The following is a 13,271-nucleotide window of genomic DNA, read 5'->3' as shown; positions in this document are numbered from 1 at the left end:
AAGGTCAGCCCCTACAAGACGGTGGAACTCAACGGTGTCCCCATGACACCGGCCCAGGCGTACGCGGCGGCCCGCACCAAGCCCGACTCCGACGAGTGACGGTTCGCCGCGCCGGTCAGGGGCTGGCGACGTCGAAGCCGTACCGCAGCGGCTCGTCGTTCACGGTGTAGTCCCGGCGGTAGAGGTACACCGCTTCCGCGCGCACACCGGGCGGCGATGCCTCGATCCGGCAGGGGTGCGTCACCTGGATCACGCGCGGCCGCCCGGAGACCTTCATGCGCACTCCGTCCGCGGGCCCGCCTTCGAGCACCGCGGTCTCCCAGCCGGTCACGTCGGTCATCTCCACGCGGAACATTTTAGGCCTTGCGCAAGTAACTCTCGGGGTGCGATGGGTCTCAGCCCTCCTGCGCAGGAGGGCTTGACGGACATCCGCGAACGCACGGCGAATCGCCGGGCACATCGGTCGATGCAACGGCTGCGCTACATTCGGCTACGTGCCGAACGTGCCGGTCTTCGCCGCTCTGCACCAGACACCGGACGCGGAGCAGTGAGCGTGCAGACCGCCCCGGCCCGGCGGATGTGGCCGCTGTACGCGGCCGGGTTCACCACCGCCTTCGGCGCGCACGGCATCGCCGCCAGCCTCGGCGGCGCATCCGAGGACGCGGTCACCGACCTGCTGGTGCTGGGTGGGCTGCTCGCCCTCTACGACGGCGCCGAGGTGGTCCTCAAGCCGGTCTTCGGCACCCTCGCCGACCGCGTCGGCGCCCGCCCCGTGCTGCTCGGCGGGCTCGTCGCCTTCGCCGTCGCGTCCGCGCTGTACGTCGTCGCGGACAGCCCCGGCTGGCTGTGGGCTGCCCGGTTCGGGCAGGGGGCCGCGGCCTCCGCCTTCTCGCCGTCCGCCGCCGCGCTGGTGGCCCGGCTCAACCCGGCCGCCGAGCACGGCCGCGCGTTCGGCAGTTACGGCTTCTGCAAGTCCCTCGGCTACACCCTCGGTCCGCTGCTCGGCGGTGTCCTGGTGTGGGCCGGGGGCCTGCGGCTGCTGTTCGCGGTCCTGGCGGTGCTCGGCGCGGCGGTCGCCGTCTGGGCCACGTTCGCCGTTCCCGTCGTACCCCCGCTGCCCAGGGCCCGGCAGACGGTGCTGGACCTGGCCCGGCGGCTCGCCGACCCGGCGTTCCTCGCCCCGACCGGCGCGCTCGCCGCGGCGACCGCCGCCCTCTCGGCGGGCGTGGGCTTCCTGCCCGTCTCCGGTCGCGCCGCCGGACTGGGCACGGTGGCCACCGGGGCCGCGGTGTCGCTGCTCGCCGCCTGCGCCGCCGTGGTGCAGCCGCGTGCCGGGCGGGCCCTGGACGAAGGGCGCCTCAGGACCCGGACGGGCCTCGCCGTGGGACTCGCGGTCACCGCGGCCGGCCTGGCCTGCGCGATACTGCCGGGACTGACCGGCATCCTCGTGGGCGCCGTCCTGATCGGCCTCGGCACGGGCCTGATCACCCCGCTGGGCTTCGCCGCGCTGGCTTCCTCGACGCCTCAGGAGCGGCTGGGCCAGACCATGGGCGCGGCGGAACTGGGCCGCGAACTCGGCGACGCGGGTGGGCCGTTGCTGGTGGCCGCGGTGGCGTCCGCCGCCTCGCTGCCCTATGGCTTCGGTGCGCTGGCGATTCTCGTCGGGGCGGGCGCGGCGGTGGCGTTCGTGGGCCGGGGCTGAACCTTCAGCACGGCAGGTCGAGCGTCACCGTCGCCCCGCCCCCCGAGTTCTCCGCGCGCGCCGTGCCCCCGTGTGCCGCGGCCACCGCCCGCACGAAGGCGAGCCCCAGGCCGGATCCTTCGCCGGTGCGGCTCGCTTCGGCGCGGGCGAAGCGGTCGAACGCCCGGGGCAGGAACTCGGGCGGGAAGCCCGGCCCCTCGTCCGTGACGGACAGCCGCAGCCTGCCCTCGTGGACGGCGGCGTTGAGACGGACGTTCCCGTGTCCGTGGCGCAGGGCGTTGTCCACGAGGTTGCCGATGGCGGGCACCAGCCAGCGGGCGTCGACGTCGACGCCGGTGTCCGCCACGTGGGAGGTCAGACCGCGCCCGGCCCGTTCGGCGGTGCGCAGATGCGGGGCCACGGCGGTCCCGACCAGCTCGGTGAGGCGTACGGGTGCCCGGGTGACGTGGTCGGTGCCGCCGAGTTCCTCCAGGTCCAGCAGGGCGTTGGAGAGATCGATCAGGCGCTGGACCTCGGCGTCCACGGAGCGCAGGGTCTCGGTGAGTTCCTCGGCCGGGCGGGGCCGGTGCAGTGCGACGTCGACCTCGGCCCTCAGCAGGGACAGCGGGGTGCGCAGCTCATGGCTGGCGTCCGCGACGAACCGGCGCTCGCGGACGGCGGACGCCTCCAGCCGGTCGAGCATGCGGTTGAGGGTGTGCCCGAGGCGGGTGATCTCGTCGTCGCGGTCGGCGGGCACGTCCAGGCGCAGGTTCTGGGCGCCGTCGGCGAGGGTGGCCGCCGCGTTGCGGTAGCGCTCGACGGGACGCAGGGCGGCGCGGGCGGTGCGGTAGCCGACGTACGAGGCGGCGATCAGGGTCAGTCCGGAGGCGAAGCCGAGTTGGGCGAGGAGTTCGCGCAGGGCCTCGTCGCGGTGGCCGCGCCGGACGGCGGCCACGACGACGCGCGTTTCCCCTCCGGCCCTGACGCGCTTGGCCTGCAGACGCAGCGTGTCCGGAGTGATCGGCAGCAGGGACCCGATGTCACGCCGTACCGCGTGCCCGTGCGCCACCGAGTCGAGTTCGGCGGGAGTGAGCAGAGCCCGATGGCCCGCACCGGCGCCGGCGTCGAGGACCCGGCCGCGAGGGTCGAGGACCTGGTGGAGGCTGCCGCTGGGGCCCGGCGGCAGCGCGGTGCCCGCGCGCACGGACCGGTCGAGGCTGCGCTGGTAGGCCGCAAGGTCGTCGTGCAGCTGCCGGTCGAGGGCGGTCTGCACCCGCCAGTAGACCAGCCCGGCCGCACCGGTCAGGACGAGGGACATGGTGACCGCGACGGCCAGCACGAGACGCGTGACGACGGGCAGCCGCCCGAACCATGCGTGCAGCCTGCCCTGCGGTTTCACCGGGCGGTCTCCAGGCGGTAGCCGCGACCCCGCAGGGTCGTGATCGTCGTACGGCCGAACGCGCGGTCGACCTTGGCGCGCACCTTGGAGACATGGACGTCTATTGCGTTGCTGCGCAGGTCGGTCTCGCCGTCCCAGACCTCGTCCAGCAGCCGCAGGCGGGACACCACCCGCCCGGCGTTCTCCATCAGGACCCGCAGTACGGCGAACTCGCGCCGGGACAGATCCAGCTCGGTGTCCGCCCGCCAGGCCCGCTGCTGCTCCGGGTCGAGGACGAGGTCGCCGATCTGCAGGCGCCCGGAGTGCTCGGGGCGGCGCCGGGATATCGCGCGCAGCCGGGCCAGCAGTTCCTCCATGGCGAACGGCTTGACCACGTAGTCGTCGGCGCCGGCGTCCAGCCCGGCCACCCGTTCGCTGATCGCGCCGCGCGCGGTGAGCAGGATCACGGGCACGTCGATGCCCTCGCCGCGCAGCGTCCGGCACACCTCCACCCCGTCCATGCCCGGCAGCATCACGTCCAGGACGATCCCGTCCAGCCGGGGGTCGCGGGCGGCGGCCAGGCCGGACGGGCCGTCGTAACGGCCTTCGACGGTGTGTCCGGACTCGGTGAGGTAGCGGACGACGAGGTCGGTGAGGCGGGTCTCGTCGTCGACGACCAGGTAGTGCATGCCGGCCAGGCTAACCGCCCGCGCCCCGGATCCGGCCGCTCGGAAGGCTTCATGGTCTGTTCATGTGACATCCCTACCGTCCTTCACGTCGCGGTGCTCCGCGGACCGCGACCGGTCCGCCGTCCGACGTGCCGGGACGGAAAGGGACAGCCATGGACGCACTGGTGCTCGCCGCCAGGGGCATCACCCACCACATCGCCCCCACCGACCTCACCACGCGCGGCGGCCTCGACATCATCGCCCTGCTGATCCTGGTCGGCTGGCTCTATCGGCGCCGCCCCAGCGCGCCGGCGATGCCGCTGGTCCTGGTCGCGCTGAACGTGGGTCTGTTCGCGGCGATGAGCGCGATCAGCGCGGGCAAGTTCCCGGCCGGGGTCGGCTTCGGCCTGTTCGGCATCCTCTCCCTGGTCCGCCTGCGCAGCGCCGCCTTCACCCTGCGCGACGTCGCCTACACCTTCGTGGCCCTGGTGACAGCCCTGTGCACCGGACTGCCGCAGCGCGACACCTGGCTCGTCATCGCGGTGGACGTGGTGGTGCTGGTGGCGGTGCTGCTGGTGGACGATCCGCGCGCCTACGAGCCGCCGACCCGCACGGTGAAACTGACCCTGGACCGCGTCTACGACGACCCCTCCGCGATCGCCGCCGACGTAGCGTTCCGCTTCGGCCGGGCACCGCTGTCGGTGGTCGTCGACGAGGTGGACTACGTCCGCGAGACCACCCGGGTCTCCGCCCGCTACCCCGCCGTACCGGGCGAGTCCGCCACCGTCGAGGACACCGGGCCGCGCGAGCAGGTGACCGTCTCATGACCCCTGCCTCCTCCCCGATCGCCGCCGACCTCGGCCTGTCCGCCCTGCGCGGCGCCACGCTCGCCGAGGTCGACGCGGCAGCCGCGCTCCAGCACCGCACCGACCGCAAGTACCTGGTCCCCCTCGACCGGGCACGCCTCCTCGTCGAGCGGCTCGGCGACAGCCATCACGTCCTCGACCTGGCCGGCCGCCGGACGACGAGCTACCGCAGCACCTACTTCGACACCGAGCGGCTCGGCGCCTGGCGGGCCCATGTCCAGCGACGCCGCCGGCGCTGGAAGGTCCGCACCCGCCTGTACGCGGAGGACGGGCTGTGCCGGGTGGAGGTGAAGACGAAGGACGGGCGGGGCGCCACGGTCAAACACGCCCTCAAGGCCCCCACCCACGCATACGGCCGACTGGACGGCTCGGCGGCCGAGTTCATCGACGACGTACTGCGCCGGGCGGCCGTCCCCGTCACCGCCGCGGCACTGTCCCCGGCCGCGGAGATCCGCTACGTCCGCGCGGCCCTCGCCGACCTGGAACACGGAACGCGCGTCACCCTCGACGGCAGCCTCACCTGCCACCACGGGGACCGCACCGCTGCCCTCGACCCGGGACACGTCCTCGTCGAGACCAAGGGCGGCACCCGCCCCGCCCCCGCCGACCGCCTTCTGCTGGGCCTCGGCGCGCGGCCCGTCTCCCTGAGCAAGTACATCGTCGGCCAGTCGCTGCTCACGCCCGGCCTGCCCGACAACGACGTACGCCGTCTCGCCCGCGCGCACTTCACCGCCGAGGCCCCTCCCGCACCGCTCCTCGAAAGGACCCCCGCCGCATGAAGGCCCTGCGCATCAAATGGCAGTACGCGGTCATCGCCCTGCTCGCCGTGTCGGCCGCCGCTTTCGGCCTGCTGCGACCGCAGCTGCTCCCCACGGCGTCCTCGACGAAGCAGAAGCTCTCGGCGACCGACCGCATCAGGCAGAACCCGCCGCCGACCCTCTTCACGGACGCCGAGATCACCCCGATCGGCCAGCAGGCCGACGCCCAGCGCGCGAAGGCCGACACCCTCTTCGCCCAGTGGAAGAAGGCGCACGGCACCACCCGTGACGACAAGGCGTTCGCCGCCTGGGCCGCCCGGCAGATCCCCGCACCGCCCACGGCGAAGGACCGCACCGCCGAACTCCACCAGGTCCAGGCCCTCGCCAAGACGCGCACGGCCGCCGGGAAGAAGGCGGCCACCTGGCTGGAGCTCAACGGCAAGAAGGACGTCTGGAAGCTCTACCTCCACGACCAGCGCGAGCTGATCCCGGCCCAGCAGGGCACGGCGGAGAAGGCCGAACTCAAGGCGGCCCTCAAGCTGGCCAAGACCGTCAGCGACCAGCTCGCCGCCCGTGACAAGCAGCCGGCCCCCTTCGTCCTGGACCCGACCCTCCGCCCCGAGAAGCACATCGAACCCGGAGCCAAGGGCCCGTACTCCTACCCCTCCCGCCACGCCACCCGCGCCGCCGCGGCCGTCACCTTCCTCAGCGCCCTCTCCCCGCACCGCGCCGAGGACTACCGGTGGATGCAGGACGAGGTCCTCTACTCCCGCCTCTACATGGCCGGCCACGTCTCCGGCGACCTCACCGCCGGAACCCTCCTCGGCGACCTGATCGGCGACTACGAACTCACGATCAGCGGCCACTGACGCACGCCCACCGCCTCGCCGCACTCACGGGGGCTTCGGCCTGTGGGCGGCGAGGCGTTCGCGGGCCTCGGTATAGGTGTCCGCGTCGATCTCACCGGAGGCGAAGCGCCGGTCGAGGATCTCCTCGGGTGTATCCCGCGGCTGCCGCCCCGGGCTCTGCCCGCTGTCGCGCCCCGTGGAGTGCTGCGTGAGCCGGACCACCGCCCACACGACGAGGCCGAGCAGCACGATCCACACGATGGGCATGAAGGCCATCCAGGCCCAGCCACCGCCATGCCAGTACCACACTGTGCTCACCTCCCGGGGAGGCTTCCTCTTCCCACTGTCCCCCGACCGTCTGGTCCCCGCAGCGGGTCACATGCCCCCCGGTGTGCCGCCCCGCTCCCCGCCCGCCTCCGGAAGCAGCGCGCCCAGCGCCATGCGGGTCAGCTCTGTCTCCACCGCCTCCCGGTCCGGGACGACGGCGGCGCGGAAGGAGCGGCCGGCCAGGAGGGAGACGAGCCACCAGGCGGCGGTGTGCGGGTCGAGGTCGGCTCGGACGTCCCCGGCCTCCTGGCCCCGGCGGAGCAGTTCGGCGAGCGCGTCGGCGAGGTGCTGGTGCACCCGGCGCAGCGCGTCGCCGAGGTCGGGGTCGTGGGCCAGCGCGGTGGCGTCGGCGAAGAGGAAGCCGTGCGAGCCGGGCTGGTGGAAGCGGTCCATGTGACTCGGGTCGAGGAACGTCGCCAGCACCTCGGGGACCGGACGGCCGGCGTCGGTGGCCCGGTGCAGGAGCGCGGAGACCGCTTCGGTGGCGTGGTCGAGGGCCGCCCGGTACAGCGCTGACTTGGAGCCGAAGTTCTGGAAGACGACCGGCTCGGTGACGCCGACGCGTCGGGCGATGTCGGAGACCTTGCCGCGCTGGTAGCCGGTCTCGGAGAAGACCTCCGTGGCCGCGGCGAGGATCGACGCGCGGCGCTCCGCCGCGGGCAGTCGGGTACGCGTTCGGGGGCGGGGTTCGGTCACGAGGGCCATCGTATGCCGCCCTTGCCGCCTTCCTTAGTTGCGGCTAAGTTAGCAGCGTACTTAGTGTCGACTAAGTTATGGAGGAGGGCCCATGCCCCTCGGACACCTCATGCAGGGCACATCGCACGCGGACACGCCCGGCGTGACCATCGGAACCCCTCGCGCGTACGAACTCTTCGGCGCCCTCTGCTTCGCGGGCCGCCGCAACCGCGCCTTCACCCGCCTCGCCGAACTCAGCGGCGCCGAGAGCGGCGACCGCGTCCTGGACGTGGGCTGCGGCACCGGCTACCTGACCCGGCACATGGCCGCCCGCGTCGGCCCGGACGGCACCGTGACCGGCGTGGACCCGTCACCGCCGGTCCTCGCCTACGCCCGCGGCAGGAAGCGGCGCCCCGGCAGCGCCCCCTGCACCTACCGGGAAGGCATCGCCGAGTCCCTCGGCCTGCCGGACGCCTCCTTCGACACGGTCGTCACCAGCCTGATGCTGCACCACCTGCCGGAGGAACTCCGCCCCGCCGCACTGCGCGAGATGCACCGCGTCCTGCGCCCGGACGGCCGCCTGCTGGTCGTGGAGTTCCGGCCCCCGAAGACCAGGCTCGGCCGGCACCTCGTACACGGCGGAGCGGGCCACGCCATGGCCCACAACAGGGTGGACCTGCTGGACGCCCTCATCACGGACGCAGGCTTCGAGGTGACGGGGCACGGCGATGTACGGCCGTGGCTGTACTACGTGCAGGCGAGGCTCAGGAGGGATGATTCTCAAGGGAGTTGACACTGTCAGGGCGTGACGCCAGAGTCCGCCCATGCAAGGCGCGCTGAATCTGCGCCGGGCCCAGATCGAGGTCCTGGTCCTGGACGCGGAGGCGGGTGCCGGCCGATGTGTTCCTCAGCGGCCTCGTCTACCCTCACCCCGCACGAGCCCGCCGAACGCCGCCTGCCCATGCTGGAGCGCGACGGCGAAGGCTACGTCCCCGACGCCTACGAACAGTTGACCGCCGCCTACCGCCGCGCCGGCGACGACCACGCCGCCCGCCTCGTCCAACTCGCCAAGCAGCGCCGCCTGCGGGCACCCGGGCCTGGTACGGACGCCTGTGGGGCTACGTCCAGGACGCCACCGTCGGCTACGGCTTCCGCCCGCTGCGCGCCTGCGCCTGGCTCCTGTCCCTGCCGGCCGTCGGCTCGATCGCGTACGCCCTGCATCACCCCCGCCCCCTCGAGGCGTCCGAGGCCCCGCACTACCCGGTGCCCTCCGGCACCGACGCCCGCTCAGCGCCTCTCGCGTTCAACACCCCTGGCGGGCCCGTGAGTTGATTGTGGCCGCTCGCCGAGGCAGCGGGCGTGCGTGGTGCTCCTGCCGTCCGACGTTGTCTGTCGAGGCAAGGCCCCAACCGGACGGGGGAGTTGTTCGTGATACCGGGTGTGGGGATCGGAGGGAAGGTGGCCGAATCATCGAGGCTGCAGTCCGAGCCCGCGCGGGAGCCCGGCGCGGAGCTGAACCGGTACGGCTTCCTGCGTGGGGACTGGGGGAGGCGGAGGCATACGTACGTCGCACGATGCCCAACCGCTACGCGGACTGTCGCCGAGGCAGCGGGCCTGCGTGGTGCTCCGTTACCACGAGGACATGTCCACTGCGGGCGTCGCGGCGCGGCTCGGCTGCGGTGAGGGGACGGTCAAGCGTCATCTGAGCGACGCGCTGGCCCGCGACCAGTGGCGCAGCTCCGGGACTCCCTCACTACGCCTGCGGCGCGAGGATCCCGGCGAGTACCAGCAGGGGAGCCGTGACCGTGCACATCCCGACGTGCGGTCCTGAAGGACGGTCGGGTCGTGGCCAGGATCCGTCCGACCGGCATCCGAGGCGGCTACGAAGTGGCCGTCGTCCTCGCCGCCCAGCAGACGTGCCCTCCGGTACCCGGGCCCCTGATTCATTGATCGTCGCCCGTGCCCCGCTGTCCGAATGAACGGCCTCTCGACATCTCATGGAGGAACTCATGCGCCGCACCCTGCTGCCCGCCGTCCCCGTCCTGCTGCTCGCCCTCGCCGGATGCGGGGGAAATTCCGATGCGGCGACCGGTGATCCGGCCCACCCCGCCCCGACCACCACCTCCCCGCCGCTGCGGCAACAGGACCGCTCCCTGCCCTGCGGCAGCACCATCGCACCTCCGGTCCGCGTCAGCGGCCCTGATGAATCCCTGCCGCTGACCATCACGTCCCTGCGGCGTCAAGGCTCCACGCTGCGGACCACCTACAAGATCACCTCCCACGACCGGACAGCGGCACTCAGCCTGCCGATCGTAGATGTCCCGCCCACGGCCCTCCTGCTCAAGCACGGCGTCATCGCCGGCCGCCAGAAGCCCGCCGCCGACACCGGTCCGGTCAACACGTCGGCCCTCCTGTACCCCGTCGGCCGGCGCCCCTACGTCAAGACCCTGACGGTCGACAGTCTCTGCCCCGGCACCACATGGTCCGACGTGGACAAGAAACCCGGCGACTACCAGGTGGTCGTCGTCATGTCGGTCCAGCCGCAGGGACCGCCCTCCGACAAGCAGCCCGCAGACGGTGTCCACCGGCTGCCCCTCCTCGAAGCCACCCGTGGCATCTCCACGAAGAGCCGGTGAACGCGACAGGCACACCCGGTGCCCGCGCCATGGCAGCCCGCCAAGGGCGGGGGTGACGGAGGCCGGGCCGCTGCCTGCGGCATGTGGCCACGTGGCGGCGGCCCTGCTCGTCATGCCTGGCCAAGTGGTACGCGCACCCGCACACGGATTCCGGCGGCTGGTGCGCTGCCTGGAGCGGTCCCCGTGACGTGCCTCGACGGTCAACTCCTCGTCGATCGCGGGGCCTCCTGTGGGGGAGGTGCGTAACTGGGGCTCCAAAAGACCAGATGGGCTGCCCGTTCCACGAAGGCGCGGTCCCCGACACGTGACCCGCTGCGTGCACCGACCGCACGGGGAGTCGCGACAGCCGGTCACGGCAGGCCGGAGCCATCTGGCCCTCGTCGTGACCCGGCGTGCCCAACGGCTGGCTCAGCAACTTCTCTGGAGGCTTCGTGCAGGTCTTCCGTAGCCTGCGTTCGTTCATCGCCGTGGCCGCGCTGGGCCCGGCTCTGGCAGTCTTCCCGGCGTGGTCCGCCACACCCGCTGCCGGCGCCACGTCCCGGTCGGCTCCGGCGACCCGGTCCCCCGACTCCGGCCCCGCGGTGCACCACGACACCTCACCGACGCTTCGTTCGTTGTGGGAGGCGTCCCAGAATCAGCCGGCCGCACCGTACACGGCACGGCCCAGGCCCAAACTCCGGCCGCCCCGCACCCAGCCCCCGGGCCTCGCACTCGATCCGGTGGTACAGAACCGCCAGGGCACCCGGCCTCGAATCCCGCTGCGCAACAACTTCGAGGGCATTCCGGGGCAGGGCCCGACGCCCCCGGACCCCAACTCCTCGGTCGGCTCCCGCCAGATCGTGGAGGCGGTCAACACCCGGCTGGCGGTGTACTCCAAGACGGGTGCCACCGTGCTCGGACCGCTGCCGACAAACACCCTGTGGAGCGGATTCGGCGGACTGTGCCAGACCACCAACTCCGGCGATGCCGTGGTCCGCTGGGACACCCTGGCCCGACGCTGGATCATCAGCCAGCTCGCTTTCAACCAGTCGCAGACCTCGTTCCGCCTGTGCGTGGCCGTCTCCAGTGGCGAGGACGCCACCGGCTCCTACCACCGCTACGACTTCGCGTACCAGCACCTGCCCGACTACCCGAAGGTCGGGGTATGGCCGGACGCCTACTACGTAGGCATCAACAACGCCGACCTGGGTGTCGCGGAGGTATGCGCCTGGGACCGGCAGAGGATGCTCCGCGGCGCCTCCGCCGACCAGCAGTGCTACAACGTTCCGACGCCGTCCCACAGCAACTTCGCCGGCTTCCTGCTCCCCTCCGACCTCGACGGCAGGAACGCTCCCCCGCGGGGTACGCCCAACACACTGGTCACCCTGGGCGCCACCGACGACACGCTGCAGTACTGGCGGTTCCACGTCGACTGGGCGAACCAGGCCAACACCACCGTCACCGGCCCGGGCACCCTGTCCGTGGCCCCCTACACCCGCGCCTGCGAGAACACCGATCCGGAGCGGTGCGTCCCGCAGGCCGACACCGCCCAGAAACTGGACTCGATCTCCTACTGGCCCATGTACCGGCTCGCCTACCGCAACTTGGGCAACGGGCGTCAGTCCCTGGTGTTCAACCACGCGGTCGACGCCAACGGCGGCGTGGGTACGCGCTGGTACGAGCTGCGGCTGCGCAATGGCGTGCCGGTCGTCCACCAGCAGAGCACCTACGCTCCGGACGCCACCTATCGGTGGATGGGCTCCGTCGCCCAGGACAGGGACGGTGACATTGCCCTGGGCTACTCGCAGTCGTCCGCCGTGGACCACCCCTCGATCCGCGTCACCGCACGCCTGGCGGACGATCCGCGGAACCGCCTGACGTTCCACGAGACCACCGTGCGCAACGGAGCGGCCTCCCAGACCGGGAGCAACCGCTGGGGGGACTACACCTCCACGGCGATCGACCCGTCGGACGACTGCACGTTCTGGTACACCAACCAGTACCAGCAGACGGCGGGCCACGGTAACTGGCGCACCCGTCTCGCCTCGTTCCGGCTCCCCGGCTGCGGCGACCACCACTGACCGGACACCATCACCCGCGGGCGACGCCCTCGGTGGGCGGCGGCCGGCTGTCCGCCCCGCTGCTGCACGCATGACAGAGGGCTTGGTGCACCTCGCACACCAGGCCCTCTGGGCAGTGTCGGGGTGGCGGGTCCGGACACCGCCGGGGGCAGTTCGCCGACTGTTCCCGAACAGCGAACAGCGAACAGCGTCTGCTCGACGACGCCGGCCGCTTCGTCCAGGTCGACGAGCCCGAGCGGGTGGCCGACGCCATTACCGCTACATGGCGCCCGCACCTCGGTCGACCCTACGCTGGTGTCGGGGGCACCGAGGCACACGGAGACCCTCCGGGGTGATCGAGATGCTCGATTTGGCCACCAGGTTGTCGAACCTGCCGACGGTACGGGGCCGAGCCCCCTGGCCGGGACATGAGTACGTCAAGGGCTGGGGCGTGTTCGGGTTGCCTTTCGACTCCGGTCACGTCCTCGCGCTGCGCGTCTTCCCGGAGAACGACTTCGGTCCGTACCGCACGCTGTGGCACCGCGATCCAGACGGCAACTGGTCGATCGACGTCGACGGGACACGGCTGGACACCGCGTGCCCCAGGTACTACGGGGCCGCATGCGACCGCACGGGACACGCGCACATACAGGTGACCTGGACGGGACCGGCCTCCCTGCGGGTGACGATGGACTCCCCCTCACTGGACTGGACCCTGACTGCCACCTCGACCCGGCTCCTGGACCTTCTGAACGGTGTCAGCGCGGCGTTGCCGCTCTCCACCTGGCGCACTCCGTTCTGGCTTCGGGCACGGCAGCGACTGGCCCGCGCGCTGGGAATGGGCGACATGCGCTTCTCCGGCGTCATGCCGAGTGGCCATACCGGAATGCTCATGCCGCAGCGGATCTACTTTGTCGAAACCTCGCGAGCCGTGTTCGACGGTGTCGACCTCGGCCGCCCCGCTCATCTGCCGGACTGCGTGCGTATCGGTGCCGCGACCCTGCCGGCCCGCGGCGTCCTTGCCATCGGCCAGGCGGTCTGGGAGATTCTGGACTCCGCCGAGTACGAGCGCACCCGCTCCGAGACCGCCCGGCAGTCCTAGTCACAGGACCTCGCCGCCGTCTGCAACGGTGGCCGAGCCTTCAGTGCCCTGCGTGAACCAGCCGTACTGTGCGAAGTCCACGGCGACGCCCCGTGCCCCGCCCCACGGCGGTCCAGGCCGCGCCGTGCCTCCTGCAGTTGTCCGGGCCGGCCAGTTACTTCCGGCCAACTGGTCAGACGGCCGGGGCCCCCGGACCATCGGCGAATTCCAGGGGTCGTTGCAACACAGTGATCAACTGGCTGTGGCCAGGAGCTTAGCGAGGCGCTCGGCTGGGGTTTCCCAGCCGAGCGTTT

At 72.1% G+C, this 13,271-nt stretch carries 14 protein-coding genes and 1 pseudogene; 10 read left to right on the top strand and 5 right to left on the bottom strand.

The window, feature by feature from the left end; all coding sequences use genetic code 11:
• Positions 1–115 precede the first annotated feature (115 nt).
• Positions 116–355 carry a hypothetical protein gene (locus ACWC5O_RS44250; protein ID WP_450592317.1) on the bottom strand — a complete coding sequence of 80 codons (240 nt, stop codon included), beginning with the start codon at positions 353–355 and terminating at the stop codon, positions 116–118.
• Between the two features lie 222 nt (positions 356–577).
• Here ACWC5O_RS44250 and ACWC5O_RS44245 point away from each other — a divergent pair, with 222 nt between their 5' ends.
• Positions 578–1,702: an MFS transporter gene (locus ACWC5O_RS44245; protein WP_450592334.1), complete on the top strand. Its 1,125-nt coding sequence runs from the start codon at positions 578–580 to the stop codon at positions 1,700–1,702.
• 4 nt (positions 1,703–1,706) lie between these two features.
• Here ACWC5O_RS44245 and ACWC5O_RS44240 read toward each other — a convergent pair whose 3' ends face one another.
• Complete coding sequence (locus ACWC5O_RS44240; protein WP_450592318.1) at positions 1,707–3,080, bottom strand: ATP-binding protein; 1,374 nt, start codon at positions 3,078–3,080, stop codon at positions 1,707–1,709.
• Positions 3,077–3,748: a response regulator transcription factor gene (locus tag ACWC5O_RS44235; RefSeq protein WP_450592319.1), complete on the bottom strand. Its 672-nt coding sequence runs from the start codon at positions 3,746–3,748 to the stop codon at positions 3,077–3,079. Before ACWC5O_RS44235 ends, ACWC5O_RS44240 begins: the two co-directional genes overlap by 4 nt.
• A 152-nt stretch (positions 3,749–3,900) precedes the next feature.
• Here ACWC5O_RS44235 and ACWC5O_RS44230 point away from each other — a divergent pair, with 152 nt between their 5' ends.
• The 3 genes from ACWC5O_RS44230 to ACWC5O_RS44220 are packed head-to-tail and all read left to right on the top strand — an operon-like array spanning position 3,901 to position 6,220.
• Positions 3,901–4,554, top strand: coding sequence for a DUF4956 domain-containing protein (locus tag ACWC5O_RS44230; RefSeq protein WP_450592320.1), 654 nt, complete (start codon positions 3,901–3,903; stop codon positions 4,552–4,554).
• Complete coding sequence (locus ACWC5O_RS44225) at positions 4,551–5,372, top strand: polyphosphate polymerase domain-containing protein (RefSeq protein ID WP_450592322.1); 822 nt, start codon at positions 4,551–4,553, stop codon at positions 5,370–5,372. The genes ACWC5O_RS44230 and ACWC5O_RS44225 overlap by 4 nt, the downstream gene beginning before the upstream one ends.
• Entirely contained in the window at positions 5,369–6,220 is an 852-nt protein-coding gene (locus ACWC5O_RS44220) for a phosphatase PAP2 family protein (RefSeq protein ID WP_450592324.1), read from the top strand. The genes ACWC5O_RS44225 and ACWC5O_RS44220 overlap by 4 nt, the downstream gene beginning before the upstream one ends.
• A gap of 24 nt (positions 6,221–6,244) precedes the next feature.
• On the opposite strand, the gene ACWC5O_RS44215 is transcribed toward ACWC5O_RS44220, so the two are convergent.
• Both ACWC5O_RS44215 and ACWC5O_RS44210 read right to left on the bottom strand, forming a co-directional pair.
• Positions 6,245–6,517: an SHOCT domain-containing protein gene (locus ACWC5O_RS44215; protein WP_450592325.1), complete on the bottom strand. Its 273-nt coding sequence runs from the start codon at positions 6,515–6,517 to the stop codon at positions 6,245–6,247.
• Positions 6,518–6,574: 57 nt separating this feature from the next.
• A complete protein-coding gene (locus ACWC5O_RS44210; protein ID WP_450592326.1) occupies positions 6,575–7,222 on the bottom strand; it encodes a TetR/AcrR family transcriptional regulator in 648 nt (215 codons plus the stop codon).
• 91 nt (positions 7,223–7,313) lie between these two features.
• Here ACWC5O_RS44210 and ACWC5O_RS44205 point away from each other — a divergent pair, with 91 nt between their 5' ends.
• From ACWC5O_RS44205 to ACWC5O_RS44180, 6 genes and pseudogenes are all read left to right on the top strand, one after another.
• Positions 7,314–7,994 carry a class I SAM-dependent methyltransferase gene (locus ACWC5O_RS44205; RefSeq protein WP_450592327.1) on the top strand — a complete coding sequence of 227 codons (681 nt, stop codon included), beginning with the start codon at positions 7,314–7,316 and terminating at the stop codon, positions 7,992–7,994.
• A 16-nt stretch (positions 7,995–8,010) separates the two neighbouring features.
• A pseudogene (locus ACWC5O_RS44200) lies at positions 8,011–8,461 on the top strand (membrane-associated oxidoreductase); the annotation flags it as partial.
• Between the two features lie 274 nt (positions 8,462–8,735).
• Positions 8,736–9,032 (top strand): sigma factor-like helix-turn-helix DNA-binding protein, encoded by a 297-nt coding sequence (locus tag ACWC5O_RS44195; RefSeq protein WP_450592328.1) that lies wholly within the window; start codon positions 8,736–8,738, stop codon positions 9,030–9,032.
• Between the two features lie 178 nt (positions 9,033–9,210).
• Positions 9,211–9,837: a hypothetical protein gene (locus ACWC5O_RS44190; RefSeq protein ID WP_450592329.1), complete on the top strand. Its 627-nt coding sequence runs from the start codon at positions 9,211–9,213 to the stop codon at positions 9,835–9,837.
• 431 nt (positions 9,838–10,268) lie between these two features.
• Complete coding sequence (locus ACWC5O_RS44185; RefSeq protein ID WP_450592330.1) at positions 10,269–11,897, top strand: hypothetical protein; 1,629 nt, start codon at positions 10,269–10,271, stop codon at positions 11,895–11,897.
• A 340-nt stretch (positions 11,898–12,237) separates the two neighbouring features.
• Complete coding sequence (locus tag ACWC5O_RS44180; RefSeq protein WP_450592332.1) at positions 12,238–12,978, top strand: hypothetical protein; 741 nt, start codon at positions 12,238–12,240, stop codon at positions 12,976–12,978.
• Positions 12,979–13,271 lie beyond the last annotated feature (293 nt).

The organism is Streptomyces sp. NPDC001450, assembly GCF_053597295.1.
This window is presented reverse-complemented; position numbering and strand designations above follow the sequence as displayed.